This is a genomic window from Pengzhenrongella sp. (assembly GCF_036565025.1).
In the GTDB taxonomy this organism is placed as follows: Bacteria; Actinomycetota; Actinomycetes; order Actinomycetales; family Cellulomonadaceae; genus Pengzhenrongella.
On sequence record NZ_DATCNW010000222.1, the window covers coordinates 1 to 15276 of the forward strand.

General features: G+C 70.9%; 16 protein-coding genes and 2 pseudogenes. 4 read left to right on the top strand and 14 right to left on the bottom strand.

Annotated elements, in window-relative coordinates:
- Positions 1 to 167: 167 nt before the first annotated feature.
- Positions 168 to 455 carry a phosphotransferase gene (locus VIM26_RS12790; RefSeq protein ID WP_331951739.1) on the top strand — a complete coding sequence of 96 codons (288 nt, stop codon included), beginning with the start codon at positions 168 to 170 and terminating at the stop codon, positions 453 to 455.
- A gap of 54 nt (positions 456 to 509) precedes the next feature.
- On the opposite strand, the gene VIM26_RS12795 is transcribed toward VIM26_RS12790, so the two are convergent.
- The 5 genes from VIM26_RS12795 to VIM26_RS12815 form a co-directional block, all read right to left on the bottom strand.
- Positions 510 to 3611 (bottom strand): DEAD/DEAH box helicase, encoded by a 3102-nt coding sequence (locus VIM26_RS12795; protein ID WP_331951740.1) that lies wholly within the window; start codon positions 3609 to 3611, stop codon positions 510 to 512.
- 349 nt (positions 3612 to 3960) lie between these two features.
- The gene (locus VIM26_RS12800) at positions 3961 to 5127 is read right to left on the bottom strand and encodes a MarP family serine protease (RefSeq protein ID WP_331951742.1); all 1167 of its coding nucleotides are present in this window, start codon (positions 5125 to 5127) and stop codon (positions 3961 to 3963) included.
- Positions 5128 to 5456: 329 nt separating this feature from the next.
- Positions 5457 to 5918, bottom strand: coding sequence for an NAD(+)--rifampin ADP-ribosyltransferase (arr, locus tag VIM26_RS12805; protein ID WP_331951744.1), 462 nt, complete (start codon positions 5916 to 5918; stop codon positions 5457 to 5459).
- Between the two features lie 105 nt (positions 5919 to 6023).
- Positions 6024 to 6848: an HAD family hydrolase gene (locus tag VIM26_RS12810; RefSeq protein WP_331951746.1), complete on the bottom strand. Its 825-nt coding sequence runs from the start codon at positions 6846 to 6848 to the stop codon at positions 6024 to 6026.
- The gene (locus VIM26_RS12815) at positions 6731 to 7693 is read right to left on the bottom strand and encodes an aminoglycoside phosphotransferase family protein (protein ID WP_331951748.1); all 963 of its coding nucleotides are present in this window, start codon (positions 7691 to 7693) and stop codon (positions 6731 to 6733) included. The genes VIM26_RS12810 and VIM26_RS12815 overlap by 118 nt, the downstream gene beginning before the upstream one ends.
- Positions 7694 to 7963: 270 nt before the next feature.
- Here VIM26_RS12815 and VIM26_RS12820 point away from each other — a divergent pair, with 270 nt between their 5' ends.
- Together VIM26_RS12820 and VIM26_RS12825 are read left to right on the top strand one after the other, a co-directional pair.
- Complete coding sequence (locus tag VIM26_RS12820) at positions 7964 to 9007, top strand: lactonase family protein (protein WP_331951750.1); 1044 nt, start codon at positions 7964 to 7966, stop codon at positions 9005 to 9007.
- Positions 9008 to 9092: 85 nt separating this feature from the next.
- Positions 9093 to 9491 (top strand): VOC family protein, encoded by a 399-nt coding sequence (locus VIM26_RS12825; protein WP_331951752.1) that lies wholly within the window; start codon positions 9093 to 9095, stop codon positions 9489 to 9491.
- On the opposite strand, the gene VIM26_RS12830 is transcribed toward VIM26_RS12825, so the two are convergent.
- The 8 genes and pseudogenes from VIM26_RS12830 to VIM26_RS12865 all read right to left on the bottom strand — a co-directional run bounded on the left by VIM26_RS12830 (position 9457) and on the right by VIM26_RS12865 (position 14273).
- Positions 9457 to 10371: a glycerophosphodiester phosphodiesterase gene (locus VIM26_RS12830; protein ID WP_331951754.1), complete on the bottom strand. Its 915-nt coding sequence runs from the start codon at positions 10369 to 10371 to the stop codon at positions 9457 to 9459. The two genes, VIM26_RS12825 and VIM26_RS12830, sit on opposite strands and share 35 nt — an antisense overlap.
- A 52-nt stretch (positions 10372 to 10423) precedes the next feature.
- A complete protein-coding gene (locus VIM26_RS12835; RefSeq protein WP_331951756.1) occupies positions 10424 to 10597 on the bottom strand; it encodes a hypothetical protein in 174 nt (57 codons plus the stop codon).
- Positions 10598 to 10708: 111 nt separating this feature from the next.
- Positions 10709 to 11182, bottom strand: coding sequence for a MarR family winged helix-turn-helix transcriptional regulator (locus VIM26_RS12840; protein WP_331951758.1), 474 nt, complete (start codon positions 11180 to 11182; stop codon positions 10709 to 10711).
- Entirely contained in the window at positions 11179 to 12045 is an 867-nt protein-coding gene (locus tag VIM26_RS12845) for an N-acyl homoserine lactonase family protein (protein WP_331951760.1), read from the bottom strand. Before VIM26_RS12845 ends, VIM26_RS12840 begins: the two co-directional genes overlap by 4 nt.
- A gap of 93 nt (positions 12046 to 12138) precedes the next feature.
- Complete coding sequence (locus tag VIM26_RS12850; protein ID WP_331951762.1) at positions 12139 to 12360, bottom strand: ferredoxin; 222 nt, start codon at positions 12358 to 12360, stop codon at positions 12139 to 12141.
- Positions 12357 to 12644, bottom strand: a pseudogene (locus tag VIM26_RS12855) (NADH-ubiquinone oxidoreductase-F iron-sulfur binding region domain-containing protein); the annotation flags it as partial. The gene VIM26_RS12850 and the pseudogene VIM26_RS12855, both read right to left, overlap by 4 nt.
- A gap of 31 nt (positions 12645 to 12675) precedes the next feature.
- Entirely contained in the window at positions 12676 to 13332 is a 657-nt protein-coding gene (locus VIM26_RS12860) for a hypothetical protein (protein ID WP_331951764.1), read from the bottom strand.
- Positions 13326 to 14273, bottom strand: a complete 948-nt coding sequence (locus tag VIM26_RS12865) for an FAD:protein FMN transferase (RefSeq protein WP_331951766.1) — start codon at positions 14271 to 14273, stop codon at positions 13326 to 13328. Before VIM26_RS12865 ends, VIM26_RS12860 begins: the two co-directional genes overlap by 7 nt.
- 42 nt (positions 14274 to 14315) lie before the next feature.
- Between VIM26_RS12865 and VIM26_RS12870 the strand changes: the two genes are divergently transcribed.
- On the top strand, positions 14316 to 14702 hold the full coding sequence (locus VIM26_RS12870) for a hypothetical protein (RefSeq protein ID WP_331951768.1): 387 nt from the start codon (positions 14316 to 14318) through the stop codon (positions 14700 to 14702).
- A 237-nt stretch (positions 14703 to 14939) separates the two neighbouring features.
- Here VIM26_RS12870 and VIM26_RS12875 read toward each other — a convergent pair.
- Positions 14940 to 15276 (bottom strand): annotated as a pseudogene (locus VIM26_RS12875) (HNH endonuclease signature motif containing protein); the annotation flags it as partial.

Below are 15276 nucleotides of genomic sequence, written 5' to 3' on the forward strand. Positions count from 1 at the left end.
CGGCGACCGCGGTCGCCGTCTCGCCGCCGTTCGTCTGGCTACGCTCCACATGTGATCGACCAACCGCTTCGCCGCCCACCCGTCATCGCGGACGTCGCCCGGGTCGCCGGGGTCTCGGTCCGGCGCGCTGCGGTCCAGAGCTTGGATCTGCGCCCCGCGAACGGGTCGTGTACACCGGAGGACCTTCTACAGGCGTCATCGACTTCGGCACACTCGGTATCGGTGACCCCGCCTGCGATCTGATACCCGCCTGGTATCTGTTCGGCGGCGAAACCCGCGAGCTCTTCCGCACCGCCGCCGACGTCGACGACACGACATGGGCACGGGGGCTCGGCTGGGCACTGTGCCTCGGACTCGGGGCCGCGCGCTGCTACCGCATCAGGAACCCGGCGCTTGCCACGGTTGGACGAAAAGCGATGTTTGAGGCCCTTGCCGACTTTCGCAGTGCCTACTGACCAGAGGCTGGCCTCGATCCACCGATGATGCGAGCGTGGCTGCCCGCGGGGTTCTCAGGCGAGGAGTTCGAGGATGTCGTCGGCGGTGAGTGCCCCGCTGAACAGGTCGCCGTCGTCGATGACGGCGTTCACGAGCGCGGCCTTGCGTGCCTTGAGCGCCATGACCTTCTCTTCGATCGTGTCGGCAGCGATCAGTCGGTACACCATCACGTTGCGGTGCTGGCCGATTCGGTGCGCGCGCGCGATCGCCTGTTCTTCGGTCGCGGGGTTCCACCACGGGTCGAGCAGGAAGACGTAGTCGGCTTCGGTGAGGTTCAGGCCGGTGCCGCCGGCCTTGAGGCTGATGAGGAAGACGGGTGCGGTTCCGGTGCGGAACTCGTCGATCACCTGGGCGCGGCGCACGGTGGAGCCGTCGAGGTAGGTGAAGGCGATGCCTGCCGCGGTCAGGCGGTCGGCTGCGAGCTTGAGGTAGGAGGTGAACTGGCTGAACACAAGGGCGCGGTGGCCCTCGGTGACGACGTCGGAGAGCTGGTCGAGCAGGGCGTCGAGCTTGCTGGAGGGCACGCCGGCGTGCGCGGGGTCGATCAGGGAGGCGTCCAGGGCGAGCATCCGCAGCAGGGTCAGGGACCGGTAGACGATGAACCGCTGTCGATCGAGGTCGTCCACCAGGCCCAGGACCTTCTTGCGCTCCCGTTGGAGGTACAGGTCGTAGAGCACGCGGTGTTCGGGGGTCAGCTCGACCGTCAGGGTCTGTTCTTGCTTGTCGGGCAGGTCGGCGGCGACGAGGTCTCTGGTGCGGCGCAACATGAACGGCCGGATCCGCTGTCGGAGCCGATCAAGGCGCAGGGTGCGCAGCTGGGCGTTGTCGGCGGGCGCACCACCGGCGCCGCGCCCGGTCGTGATCCCGGTGCGCACGCCCTCGATCGGCCGGACGTACTGCTCGCCGAAGCTCCGAGCGGAGGCGAGCAGCCCCGGGCTGGCGATCGAGAACAGGGCGTGCAGTTCGGTCAGTGAGTTCTCCAACGGCGTGCCGGTCACGGCCACGGTGAACCGCGCCCGTAGGTCACGGGCGCACTGGTGCACACGTGAGGACGGGTTCTTGACGTTCTGCGCCTCGTCGAGAATCAGCCCCGCCCAGCCGGCGTCGCGGGCGAACCCTTGGTAGGCGTCGAAGTCGAGCCGCAGCAGCGCATAGGTCGTGACGACGATGTCCGCGCCTTCGGCGGCCTCGGCCACGCTCGTCGTGTTCGCGGCGTCGGTGGCGGACATGCGCCGCACGGTCAGCCCGGGCGTAAAGCGGGCGGACTCGCTCACCCAGTTCGCCGCGACCGACGTCGGCGCGACCACCAGGAAGGGGCGCCGCGGCTCGCCGGCCGGCCGCTGCTCGGTGACGTGCTGGACCAGGGCGAGGCACTGCAGCGTCTTGCCGAGCCCCATGTCATCGGCGAGGATCCCGCCGAGCTGATGGCGCCACAGGAACGCCAGCCAGTGGAAACCCTCGAGCTGGTAGGGCCGCAGCTCGGCGCGCAGCCCGTCGGGGAGCGACGTCTCGCGCAGGGTCGGGTCGTCGGCCTCGGCCAGCAGGTCGCGCCACTGCGGGGCCGCGACCGCCGCGTCCGCGACGTCGACGAGGTCAGCCCACAGGCTGGTCTGGTGCCGGCTGATCCGCGGCCCGGTGCGCCACTCGTTCAGGTCCGTGGCCTCGGCGATCAGTGCTGCCAGCGGCTCGAGGGCGGGATGGGTGAGCGCCAGGAAGCTGCCGTCGACGAGCAGCAGCTTGCGACGCCCCTTGGCGAGCGCGCGAAAGAGGGGCACGAAGGGGATGGTGCGGCCGTCGACCGTGACGCTCACGCCCAGATCGAACCAGTCGTTCGTCTCGGTGGGCTGCGCGGCGACCGTGAGGACAGGTGTGCCATGCAGCTCGCGGTAGTTCGGCCGGGTGCCGACGGCGTCCACCCGGACTCCGGGCAGGGCCGCGAGGCGGGGTGCGGTGCCGGCCGCGAACTCGGCGGCCTCGACGCCGCGGAGCGTCACCGGCACGGGCAGCCCGGTCCCGTCCTGCGGCCACCAGTCGTCGGGCAGCATGCCGAGCGGGAGGACCGAGCGTGGGTCGGGTGTGGGGCCGGAACGTGCGTGTCCATCCCAGTGCCAGGCGAGGTCGACGGTGTGACGGGGCGCGTACCGGGCGGTCAGCACCAGGGTCGGCGGCGCGGGAGCGGGTAGGTCCACGGTGCCGTCCGCGCTGTCGACGTCGAGGCCGGCGCGCAGCGCGGGGACGTGCTCGCGCGCGAACTCCTCGGCCCGGTCCGAAGGGACGAGGACGCCCTCGCGCAGCGCGTCCGCGACGGTGCGACCGCCCCGAGTCCCGAGGAGGGTGAGCTGTTGCGCGCCGAGCGGCGCGACCGTGGGCGCCAGCACGATCCGGCGCGGCCGCTCGACGTCGACGACGTAGACGCCGTGCGTGCCGATCGCGTGAGCGTCCCGCACCTCGACCGGGGCGCCGTCCACCGTGAGTCTGGCGCGCACGCGGATGCCCCGCGCCGACCGCTCGGTGTCAAGGCCCAGGTGCGCGCGTTCCGCGACGCGTACGGTGGCGCCGGAGCCTGAGCCGACGAAGACGATGCCGATCGCCCGGGCCTGGGTGAGCAGGTCCCAGAGCACCGGGTTGATGAAGTCGTCGAGGTACACCCACGCGAGATCGCCGCCCGGCAGGGCGGGGCCGGCCGCGCGATGCAGGGCTCCGAACTGGCAGAACCATCGGTGCTGCTCGGCGTCCAGGTCGAGCCGGCCACGCATCTGGGCGATATTCGACCAGGTGAGGATGCCCCGGGTCCAGCCCCGCTCGGAGCGCACGACCGGGCGCACGCCGAGCCGGTACTCACCGCGACCCTCGAGGCCCTGGCCGCGCGTCGCTGCCTCATCGGCGGTGGGGCGGGCGGCGCCTCGGCTCGTCGCCGTCCGCGAGGTCGGGCCGTTCCACCGCTCACGGGTGTGCGGCGTCAGTTCGCGTAGCTCGAACTGCAGGCCCAACCCCGAGCCGCGGGCCGCCATGGCTCGTGGCGCGATCCCATGAGCGACCAGGCCGCGCAGAACGTCTCGCCACGCCTCGTTCCCGGTGCCGACGTGCCGCGCTTCGTCGGGCTCATCGGCTGGCACCGGCCGATCCTGCCACACGGCCCGACACCGTCCCGGCACCGCGATGACCGGCAAAGGTAGGGTCCCGAACTTCCGCTGGCGAGGCGCGGTCAGGGATCGAGCACCAGAATGTCGGCATCTTCCATCAGGTCCGCATCATTGGTGGCGTACTCCGGCCCGAGCCGAACGGCGAGACCGCCGAGTCGGTCTGGACTCCGCTACCCGATGTAGGTCGCCTGCGCCGATCATCGCTCGTCGACGTCGGTCTTGCGCGGGCCCTCCCGGCAACCGGTCACGTCGCTCCGGTTCCGGTCGGCGGGCTCATTCGGCACTGAGGGTATTTTCCGGACCGACCGCGAAGACCGTGGGGTCACCCGGTCGTGCACGCCCCGTTCGGCACCGCCGCGGTCCGCGTGCTCGCGGCGCGCACGTCCGCGGCGACCTCGCTCCAGGTCAGTGCGTAGCCGACGTCGTCCTGGGTGACGGACTTCGCGAACACGACGCCGGCGACCGTCCCCTCGCTCGTGAGCAGCGGGCCGCCCGAGCTGCCGGGCTCGATGTTGGCTGCGACCGTGTAGACGGACCGGTTCACGGTCCCCTTGCCATAGATGTTCTGACCGACCGCGATCGTGCGCCTCAGGACGACGGAGCCGCTCTCGCGCAGCGGCCCGCCGCCGGGGTAGCCCAGGACGGCCCCGGTGGCGCCCGGCGGGAGGACGGAGGAATCGGTGCGCAGCGCGGGGGCTTGCACGGCGGGTGAGGTGAGCACGGCGAGGTCCTCGTCCGGGTCGAAATGCACGACCGTCGCGGCGTGTCGCCCAGCGCCGTCCGTGACCGTGAGCTTGCCGACCCCGGCGACGACGTGCGCGTTGGTCACCACGACCCCGGGCGCGACCACGAAGCCGGACCCCTCGACGAGCCCGCCGCAGCCCACCCCGATGACCTGCACGACCGAGCCCGAGGCGGTGGCGACCGTGGCGGGATCGATGGTCTTGCCCGGGGTGATCACCGCAGTCCTGGGCTCGCCCGCGAGGAAGACGTTCGGGAAGCCGTTCGGGCTGATGATCCCGCGGAGTCGCGAGACGATGTCCGGCGGCGTCGGCAGTACGTCGTTGAGCGCGCGGATCACGGGCGAGGTCTGCACCTGCCGGCCGAGCCCGAACGCGTCGACGGTCGACGCTCCGGAGGCGAGGAGCCAGGCGACCACCAGGACGATGGCCGCCTGCAGGCCCGCCCCAAGAGTCCGGTTCACCCACCCGAGGTGCAGCCGGTCGCTGGCGGTGTCGAAGCTGCGTGCCACGAAGCGTCCGAGCGCGGCGCCGAGCGAGGTGAGGATGATCGTGACGACGACGGCGGCCGCGAACTTTGCCGCGGGGTGCTCGACGAAGCGCATCGCCAGGGGCGCCAGCCGCACCCCCAGGAGGAACCCCGCCACGAACCCGGCCGAGGGCAGGACCACCCAACCGAGCCCGAGCCGGTAACCGTGCACGACGCCGATCAGCAGCGCGACGATCATGATCACGGTGACGACGTTCATGGCTGGTTCACGCCGCCTCGCTGGTTCAGGTGGATGGCTCGGTCCGATCGTCGAGAGCGCAAAAGTCTAGACCGGCGCTGGTGACCCGGGGTGTGGACGATCCCGGGGGCACGTTGCGCCGTCCAACTCGAAGCCACGATCCGAGATGTCCGGCCCACCCGATGATGGCCGTTCCCGATGATCAGGCTCCCTGGCTTCTCGAACGTCCCGGACGCGTCCGGCCGGCTGGCTTACACGGTCCGACGCAGTGTTCTTCTGCCTGCCCATCCGCACGTGGTTCCAAGATGGCCGTGACGTCGTCGCGACCATCCGACCCCCGGCACGTCCGGCTAGTCCTCGATGACGTCGAGACCCTGCTCCCGGAGCTGGGCGAGGTGGTCCAGCATGCCTTTCAGCACCTCGGGGGCGTGGCCCTGCCAGCTCTCCAGCTCTGCGACGACGCGCAGCGGGCGGCGTGTCCGGTAGGACTGCGTGGGGTTGCCCGGGAATCGCTTGTTCGTCACGTTCGGGTCGTCCTCGAACGGGCCCATGGGCTCGACGACGTAGATGTGCCCCCGCTCCCCACTCCCGGCCAGCGCGGTCGCCAGCTCCGCTCCCCAGGCGGCGGTGTCCACGAGCGCGGTGAAGTAGATGTTGTTGGACACCCGGCTCTGCTGGAAGTTGGAGCCGTAGCCCGGGACGAGTTCGACGCCGGCTCGGAGCGTGGCCTTCGTGCCGTGGTAGAACGGGCCCTCGACGTGGTCGTGGCGGTCGTAGGTGACCGGCTGGTGGGGGCTGGGTTGCTCGACCATGGGTGTCGCCTCCTCGTTCGTCACGGACCGCTGAGAGGCAGCGCGCCGTTCACCCACCTTCGCAGGAGGTGATCCTCCGCGCGGAGCTGCCCATGGCATGAGTGCTCACGTGGGCGTCAATCCGCACAGGGGCGCCACCGCGTCGAGCCGGGGCCCGGCGTCCCCCTTCGCCACGATGAGCGAGCGCATCCCGACCCTGCTGGCAGCGCCGTCGATCGCGGGGCTGTCCCCGACCATGAGGCACTCGGCGGGATGTCGGTCGATGGCCGCTGCGGCGAGCAGGAAGATCGCAGGGTCGGGCTTCACCATGCCTACCTCGAACGAGAGCACGACGGCGTCCAGCTGGCCCAGCAGGCCCCACTGGTCGAGGACCGGACGGATGTCGATCGCGATATTGGAGACGATGCCTATCCGGATCCCGTCACGGCACAACCGCGTGAACAACGGGGCGACCCCCTGGGCGAGCTGCCACTGGTTCGGCATCGAGTCGTAGAGGGACGTGGCCAGCGCGGGTGAGCACCCGCCGTCCTCCTGCAGGATCCAGGTGAACGCTCGGCGATGCTCAGCGGGGCTCAGGTCCCAGAATGACCCCGGCCAGCGGGCGGCGGCGCGGGCCCACGCGTCCGGCAGGACCGCGAGCACCCGCTCGCGCTCGTCCGCGGCAATGTCCCAACCGCCGCCGTCTGCCACCCACGCGGCCAAGCTGCCGGCGTAGACGAGGGTGTCGTGGAAGTCGAACAGGACACCGCGAACACCGGCCGAGCCATTTTCCGCGCGCGCCGTCAGCCTCGCGCGATCCGCGTGATCGTGCCTCAGCGGAGCGACGGTTCTTTGATGAGTTCGTTGAGGGTTCGCCGGGCTGCTGAGAACATGCCCTGGTTGGAATGCTCGTAGTAGTGCAGAGCGCCGATCGCCTGCTCGAGGGCCCACCCCTTGGCTCTGGTCCACGACTCGTCGTCGGGGGTCAGCTCCTCGCGCCATATGCGGCGGCTCTCGCTGCCCAGGATGTGCCAGGCAGGCGTCAAGTCAGCGGCGGGATCGCCGGCGTGCGGCAGACCCAGATCGATGACGGCAGCCAGCCGGCCCTCGCGGGCGAGCAGGTTCGCAGCAAGCAAGTCGGAATGGATGAACACGGGATCGTCGTCATGAGGGTCGGCCCGCAGACACTCCTCCCAGATGGCGGTGACCGTGTCGGTGTCGACCAGGTGGCTGCTCCGGGCGATCGAGTGCCGGACCCACTCGTCCTTGTCGAGCAGGGGACCGCCGCCGCGGCAGGCGCCGTCCCAGGTGCGCCCGTCGGTGGGCATGGCTCGGTATTCGCGGACGAACGAGGCCAGGTCGCGCGCGAAACGATTGAGATCGTTGACCGCGTCCTGACACATCGTCTCCCCGGGCAACCATCTCCAGACGGACCACCAGCCGGGATACCGATCGTTCGGCTCACCCACACACACCGGCTCGGGGACCTCCAGCGAGACCCGCGTCGACACGGCCTGCGCATGGGCGATCTCGCCGCAGATCTCGACCCGGCGCACGTCGTCCGCCGCGGGAACCAAGGGGTAGCGCGCCACGAGATCCTCGTCGAGGCGGAACAGCGTGGCGACGGTGCCCGACGAGACGACCGGCCGAATCAGTGGATCGCTGAGGTCAGGACGTTGCGTGAGCAGCATGGCTCTTACGTCGTCCGCGCTGATTTCGACCTGTCCCTCGTGCATCTTCACGCGGGAAGTCTCGTTCTCAGGTCCCGGCGAGGCAAGCGAATTCTGCTCGGTCAACCTCGCCCACGACCCCTGACGGACGGTGGCCGAGGTCGTCTCTCCCTCGTGCAGTCGCGACTCCACCACGTCCGGCCGATCCGGCACGTAGCGGAGCCGGTCGTGCGCGGAGTCGGTGTCGTCGGCGTTCAGGTGCCGGAAGTGCAGGACCCGCTGGCGAGCAGGCCGCCGGGCGTCAAGATGGGCGTATCGGATCGGGTCCCTGTGGGACAAGATGGGACAGAGAGGGGTCGGATGCCCTGCCGGGGTGCCGACAGCAGGGAGGACGAGATGTCGACCGATGCCATCGACCCGAGGCCCGGGTACCTCTACGTGCAGAGCAACGAGCCCGACCACAATCGGCTGCTGACCTTCGAGCGGGCCGCCGACGGGAGCCTGACCCCGGCCGGAACCTACGAGACGGGAGGCGCGGGCGACGGCGTCGCGCACCTCACCTCGCAGGGCTCGGTCACGCTCACCGGGGACGGGCGATTCGTGCTCGTGACGAACGCCGGGAGCGGCAACGTCAGCGTGTTCGCCGTCGGCGAGGACCGGCTGACGCTCACGCGGAAGGCCGCGACCGGTCGTGCGCCCAAGTCCGTGGCCGAGCACGACGGGCTGGTGTACGTGCTCAACACCGGTGACCCGTCCCTGACCGGGTTCCGGCTCGGGCTGCCCTGGCATGAGATCGAGCCGATCGCCGGCTCGACCCGCTACCTCTCGGCCGGCGCCGACCCGGCTCAGGTCGGGTTCAGCCCCGACGGCACGATCCTCGTCGTCACCGAACGCGGCGCGAACGCGATCGTCGCCTACCCGGTGGACGAGGACGGGTACCTCGGGCGGGCCGTCGTGCAGCCCTCGTCCGGCCCGACGCCGTACGGCTTCGCGTTCACCCGCAGCGGCGGGCTCGTCGTGACCGAGGCGTTCGGGGCGCAGGTCGGCATGGCGGCGGCCTCCTCGTACGTGCTCGCCGACGGCGGCGTCGCGCCGGTCTCGCGGTCCGTCGGCAACGGGCGCAGCGAGATCTGCTGGGCCGTGGTCTCGAAGGACGACCGCTACGCGTACACGACCAACTACGCCGACGGCGCCGTCTCGCGGTACGCGATCAACGCCGACGGCAGTCTCGAGCTCGACGAGGCCGCGGCGGGCGTCGCGGTCGAGGGGCATCCGGGGCTGCGGGACGAGGACCTGAGCCGGGACGGCCGGTACCTGTACGCGATCGATGCCGACTCCCGGCGACTGTTCGGCTGGGCCGTCGGCGAGCGCGGCTCGCTCGCGCCCATCGGCTCGTGGGAGAGGTTGCCGGCCACCGTGGCTGGGCTCGCGGTGAGCTGAGTCGGAAGTTGACCCCGTCGTCCGGGCGGCTCTACGTTCGAGTTGCCGACCGGCCGATGGTCGTCCGGTCCGCGCTGGAGGCGTCATGCTCGCCGACTACCCACCCATTCCCGCCCTCGCGGTCAAGGACCTCGTCCAGGCGCGGGCCTTCTACGAGGGCACCCTCGGGTTCTCCCCGGTGATCGGTGACGTGCCCGACGGCGTCATCTATCCGTCCGGCAGCGGCAGGTTCCTGGTCTACCTCTCCTCGTACGCGGGCACGAACAAGGCGACCGCCGTCACGTTCGACGTGGCGCCCGACGCGTTCGACGCCGAGGTCGCGGCGCTGCGTGCCAAGGGGGTGACCTTCCAGACCTTCGACCTGGAGCCCCTGGTCTGGACGGACGGGGTGGCGAGCATGGGTGATGCCATGAAGTCCGTCTGGTTCGCCGACCCGGACGGCAACATCCTCAACGTCGAGACGGGAGCGCCAGCGTCGGTCTGAACCGGTGCTCACCGGACACGTGGATCGCCGTCGCGCCTGAGACCATCAGGCCGGCGGCGCCCCTGTGTCGGGCCGTCTGCGCGGCGGCCCGGTTCGGCACGACGTGCGCGATGACGGGCTTGCCGTAGCCGAGCAGCGCCGCCCAGGTGGCGTCGTCCGCTGTGTAGTCCAGCCCCAACAGGTCCCACCGGCCCTGGTAGGCCGCGAAGTCCGGGGCATCGGGCTGGTAGAAGTAGCCCCACCTGCGGTACCCGCGAAGGGCCGCGAGCCTCGCCCATCCGGAGGTGTTCTCGAGGTTGCCCGAGACGCCGTAGTACTTGCAGACCAGGTGGTCCTGCGGGGTGCCCGGCAGCGCGTCCATCTTCGCCATCAGCTCGGCGCGGTGCGCGACGGCGTGCTTGGGATCGACGAAGATCACGTGCGAGGGGTAGTACGCCGCGATGAGTTCCTCCCAGCGCATGTACGGCCGGTCCGGCTGCGTGGGGTCGTCGGCCGCGGTCGAGCCGAGGATCCGGTACCGCTGGACCTGGGCCCAGGTCAGCTCGCTCGCGGTCTTGCCGGTGACTGCCGAGGTCCGGTCCAGGGTCGCATCGTGCAGCCCGAACCAGACGCCGTCGCGCGTGCGGGCCAGCGAGAGCTCCAACGCCCCGAAGCCCGCGCGGGCCGCCTGGGTGTAGGCGTAGCGGCTCATCTCCGGCCAGGTGCGCGAGCAGCCGTGGTGCGCGACGTAGAACGGCTCGGCGGCGAGCATGGCCGAGACGTCGGGGTACTGGTCGCCGACGACACGGACCGGTCCGGCCGACCCGCCCAGGGCGAGGGCCCCCGCACCGAGCCCGAGGATGCCGAGGAACCTGCGCCGGTCGATGGAACCGTCACTCACGGCTCAGGGACCTCGATCGTGGCCGGGCTGTCGCGCGGCACGTTTCTCATGGCTACCTCTCGAGGTCGAGCTCGGTCATCCAGTTCGCCATCACGCGCAGCGCGAGCCCGGTGTGACCGACGTGGACATGATTCTGGGCGCTCTCGGCCTCCGTGAGTACCCGTACGGTGACCGATCGTGCCGCCGTGAGTGAACTGATCTGATCGGTGAGCTGACGCAGCGGCACGTAGTGATCCTTGGAACCGGCCAGCAGCAGGACCTCCTGGGTGACGCGGCCGGAGACCGAGGCGGTCTCGTACGCCCTGTCGCGCAGGTCGAAGTTGTCGATGACCGTCGATCATCGCGCGGTGCCCGCCTGCGCGGCGATCCGGTTCGCCAGCGCGTCGCCCGCGAGGCCTCCGGCGCTCAGCCGGCCCAACAGGTCCAAGGCCCCGGTCAGGTCGACGCCGGCCGTCGCGGCGTCCAGGTCGGCGTACAGCCGGTCCTCCACGACGCGCACCGCGGCCTCCGACTCGCGACCCGCGGCGGTGAGCGACAACGTGACGTGCCGCCGATCGTCGTCGGCCACGACGCGTTCGACCAGGCCCGCACCGACCAGCCGATCGACCAGTCGGCTCGGGTTCGTGCCGCTCTCGCAGATCAGGAGCTCGCCGAGCCCGGTGAGCGAGAGCGGTGCGTGATCGCCGAGGATGCGCAGCACCTCGGACTGCGACGGGGTGAGCCCGATCGCCCGTAGCTCGCCGGTCAGACGCCGGTTGCCCTCGCGCTGCGCCGCGAGCACGAGGTAGCGAATGAGCTCGGCCGGCCTCATGCGGCGGGGCTCGCGTCGAGCGCCCGGCGCAGGTGCCCGGCCGCAGCGGGATCGTGGGCGGCCAGGATCGCGAGATCGGGGTGCTGCTGCCGGAGCTCGTTGACCGCCCGCGTGGACGCCAGGAGGCCGGTGCGCGAGCCGACTCCCGGCACGCGTTCGGCGACGAGCCGGTCGACGTCGTACGTCAGGTCGCCCACGAACAGCAGCGGCGCCATCCCGTCGCGCCGCGCCAGCAGCGAGAGCGAACCCGGCGTGTGCCCCGGGGTGGGTAGCAGGAGCAGGCTGCCGTCGTCGAACACGTCGTGCGCCGCGGTGAACCCCGCGATGGATTCGTCATCCAGCGGGGCCGGGGTCACCGGTGTCCACCGCAGTCCGGGCAGCTCGATGTGGCGCTTGAGCAGGCCATTGACCTCCGCGAACGGGGCGTCGAGCTCGGCCAGCTCCCGCGCGCTCACGAGGATCTCGGCGTTCGGCAGCTCGGCGAGGCCGCCGATGTGGTCCTGGTGCAGGTGCGAGAGCACGACGGTGCGCACCTGGTCGGGCTCGTACCCGATCCCGCGCAGCTGCTCGGTCAACGTCTCGCCGGGCCCGATCGCGAACTGCGCGAGGCGTGCGTAGAGGTGACCGGTGAACCCGCCCGGGAAGTAGTCCGGGTCGGTCACCGAACGGCGGTCCTGCCCGGTGTCGAACAGCACCAGCCCGCGCTCGTGCTCGATCACGTAGACGTTGATCGGGCGCGGCGCGGTCCAGCGGCGCGAGGTCAGCAGCCACCACAGCAGCGGGGAGCCGGTCGACTGCACGTGCTGCGGCCTGATCCGGACCGTTCCCGTGCTGACGACCGACACCTTGGTGATCGGACCCATGACGGCTCCTCCGATGATAAATGACACAACATCTATGTCGTGTCATTTATAGCGGAACGCCGGTCGGGACGCAAGGCGTCGACGGTTCGATGGTCACTGTCCGCGGGTCAGCCGAAGCGCGAGCGCCGGGCACACGGACACCGCCCGCTTCACGTCGCTGGGTTCGGCGGCGGCGATCCGGGCCTGGTCGAGCACCGGGTAGCCCCAGTCGTCGAGCCGGATCGATCCGGGCAGAAGTGCGGCGCACAGGCCGTGCCCGTCGCACCGGGTCCAGTCGATGGCCAGGTTCGCCGGACGCTGGTCGTCGGCGCTCATCGGGTCCTCCGGTCGAAGGCGTGCGCACGGGTGAGAGCGAGCAGGCCGCGATCCTGGCGTCCGCAGCCGTTCCCGGCTGCGTGCGCGCGAACCTCGCCGGCGAGCGTGGCGAGCCCGCTGAGCACGAACCGGGCCGCGCCGTCGGGATGAGCGCACGCGCCGCGGCCGGTGACCATCCGGGCGTGCCGCTCGGCGACGCCGGGTTCGGCGCGGCCGGCGGCCAGGGCCAGGACGTCGTCGGCCAGCGCGGGGAGGCCGAAGGCGCACGGGCCGCAGCTCTTCGCGGACTGTCCGGCCTCGTATGCAAGGTGGGGGTCATCGGGATCCTCCGATCGATTCGAGCCTGCGGGCGGTCTGGGGGGCTGCGGTGTCGGACGTTCGGCGCCCGGAGGCGCCCGTCGCCCGTTCGGGTGCCGAGCTCCGGTCGCCGATCACCGGCCGCTCGCCGAGCCGCGCGAGGACGCCGGCCGCGACGATCGCGACGCCGCCGGCCAGGACGACCCGGGCCCACCAGGTTCCGGAGTCGGTTCCGGCGACGAGGAAGTGCCACGCCGACATTGCCCACGCGGCATAGGACGCCAGGTGGATCCGGCGCCACAGGCCGGCCGCGCGCTCCGAGAGGGCGAATCTCGAGCGCAGCATCCCGGTCACCGCGACGGCCACCAGCAGGTAGGCCGAGACCAGGCCCAGGGTGACCTGCCACGGCCGATAGCTCGAGGCGAACGGGACCAGGGCGCCGAGCCAGCCGACCCCGGCGGCGGCATCCGCGATCAAGAAGCCGACATGCGCCGTGAGCAGCAGGAGCCCGGCCAGCGCGGCGGAGCGATGGACGTACTGGACCACGACGCGGCGTTCCAGCGACCGAAGGGATTCAGTGCGGTGCCGGGCGGTGAACGCACCCGCTCCGGTGGCGAGGCTCAGGGCGGCGAACGCCGCGATGCCGGCCCCGCGAGCCAGGTACCAGGTCAGCATGGCCAGCCTCCGATCGCGTGGACCTCGCCGGATTGATGAACGAGGCGCGCGGCGACCCGCTGTATGCCGAGCCAGGTCACCGCGCCGTCCCCGAGGACGACGGCGGCCGTGCTGCACGTGTTCGCATGGGTCGCGTTCCCGGCGGCGACGGTCACGGTGCGCCACGGTCCGGCCGCGGGGGCCCCGGTGGCCGGGTCGATGAGGTGACTGATCTCGGTGTCCCCGCGCCGCCAGCGCCGGATGGTCGTCGTCGAGGTGGCTATACCGCCCGCGCCGAGAGTCACCTGCTCGCCGGCCTGACCGACACGCTCGGCGACGGTCACCTGCCAGTCGTCCTTGCGTCCGGCCACCGCCAGGTCGCCACCGATCTCCACGAGCACGTCGCAGCGGAAGCGGTCGCTCAGGTCCGCGGCCGCCCAGTCGGCGGTCTGGGCCTTCGCGGTCGCGCCCAGGTCGAGCGTGCAGCCGGCGGGGACGGTGAGCAGGCACGCGATCTCGTCCAGCCGCACGTCGCGCCACGAGGGCCGGGCGACAGGTTCGGGTCCGGAACCGACCGGCAGCGGGCTGTCTCGGACCAGCGCGATGTCCCGGTCGTAGCCGAGCCGGACCAGATCGTCACCGACGGTCGGATCGACCGCGCCGTCGGAGCGAGCGGCCTCCCGCAGCGCGGACGCGACCAGGTTGGCCATGGTCCGGGACACGACCACCGGTCGACCGGGGTTGGCGTTGGCCCAGCTGAGCTCGGAGTCGGCGCGGAACCGGCTCGCCGCGCGATCGACGCGCTGCATCATCGCCTCGAGGTAGGCGATCGCCGGTGTCAGGGCGTCCGGATCGCTCACGACCAGGCGGACCAGGCAGCTCCAGTCCTGCCAGCTCGCGGTCGGGAGGGGCGCATCTCGGTCGAGGACGGCGGTCGTGGTGACGGTTCGGGTGGTCGTCATGATCCGTTGCTCCCGCTGTCGCTCTGGGAGGTGGTTCCGCTGGTGACCGACGACGAGCCGGTACCGGTGTTGGCGGAGGTGGAGCTGTTGGAGTCGGATCCGGAGGTCGTTGTCGAGCCCGCGCTCGAGTCGGAGCTTGTCGAGCTCGAGCTGGTCGAGCTGCTCGTGCCGCTCGAGGTCGAGTTGGTCGAGGTGCCGCCGGAGTCGGACGTCGTGGCGCTCGTCGCGGTGTCGGACGGCGTCGAAGAGGTGGTCGCGGAGGTTCCGGTCGAGGTCGTGTCGGTCTGGTCGGCGTTGGCGGCCTGCTCGACGAACAACCCAAAACCAGCCAGGGTTGCCACGCCGACACCACCAATCGCCATCCGGATCCGCCTGGTGAGCGGGCTGCGTGCGCGTCGGCTGATGTTCATGGGACCCAGTGTTGAGTGATCACCCTGGGCGGCCCCTTGAGGGTTTCTATGCGCAGTCTGTGAGCCTCGCGGACGTCCGCGACGTCTGCAACCTGATGTGAACCTGGCGCGGACCTGGCGCGGACCTGGCGCGGACCTGGCGCGACGCGGCGCGACAATGGCATGACGACACGGGCCATAACAACACGGGGCATAACAACACGGCAGGTCAGATCCGGGGTCCCATTGGTTGCGGCCTTCAGATCAGCGATTCTCCTCAGGTGCGCAGGATGACCACGCCGTGGCGGTCGGTGAACTGCCACCCGCCGCCGGGTTTCCACGTGACCTCGATACCGTTGTTGTGGACATGGGTGTGATGGTGAAAGCAGAGCAGCACGCCGGTAGTGGCATCGGTGTCGCCGTGATCGCGAGCCCAATGCTTGGAATGGTGTCCTTCGCACAGGCGTGGTGGTGCGTTGCACGCCGGGTACTGGCAGTGCTTGTCACGGGCGATGATCGCGCGCCGCAAGTGTTTGCGGTACGTGCGTTTCTTGCGTCCGACGTTCAGGATCTGCCCGTCGGGTCCGAAGACCATGCGGCTGATCTCTCCGTTG

Coding starts and splice junctions, on each gene's coding strand:
- VIM26_RS12800 (WP_331951742.1), bottom strand. CDS start 5,127: ATGAACGTCGTCACCGTGATCATGATCGTCGCGCTGCTGATCGGCGTC.
- arr (WP_331951744.1), bottom strand. CDS start 5,918: ATGGTCGAGCAACCCAGCCCCCACCAGCCGGTCACCTACGACCGCCAC.
- VIM26_RS12820 (WP_331951750.1), top strand. CDS start 7,964: ATGTCGACCGATGCCATCGACCCGAGGCCCGGGTACCTCTACGTGCAG.
- VIM26_RS12825 (WP_331951752.1), top strand. CDS start 9,093: ATGCTCGCCGACTACCCACCCATTCCCGCCCTCGCGGTCAAGGACCTC.
- VIM26_RS12840 (WP_331951758.1), bottom strand. CDS start 11,182: ATGAGGCCGGCCGAGCTCATTCGCTACCTCGTGCTCGCGGCGCAGCGC.
- VIM26_RS12845 (WP_331951760.1), bottom strand. CDS start 12,045: ATGGGTCCGATCACCAAGGTGTCGGTCGTCAGCACGGGAACGGTCCGG.
- VIM26_RS12850 (WP_331951762.1), bottom strand. CDS start 12,360: ATGAGCGCCGACGACCAGCGTCCGGCGAACCTGGCCATCGACTGGACC.
- VIM26_RS12860 (WP_331951764.1), bottom strand. CDS start 13,332: ATGCTGACCTGGTACCTGGCTCGCGGGGCCGGCATCGCGGCGTTCGCC.
- VIM26_RS12865 (WP_331951766.1), bottom strand. CDS start 14,273: ATGACGACCACCCGAACCGTCACCACGACCGCCGTCCTCGACCGAGAT.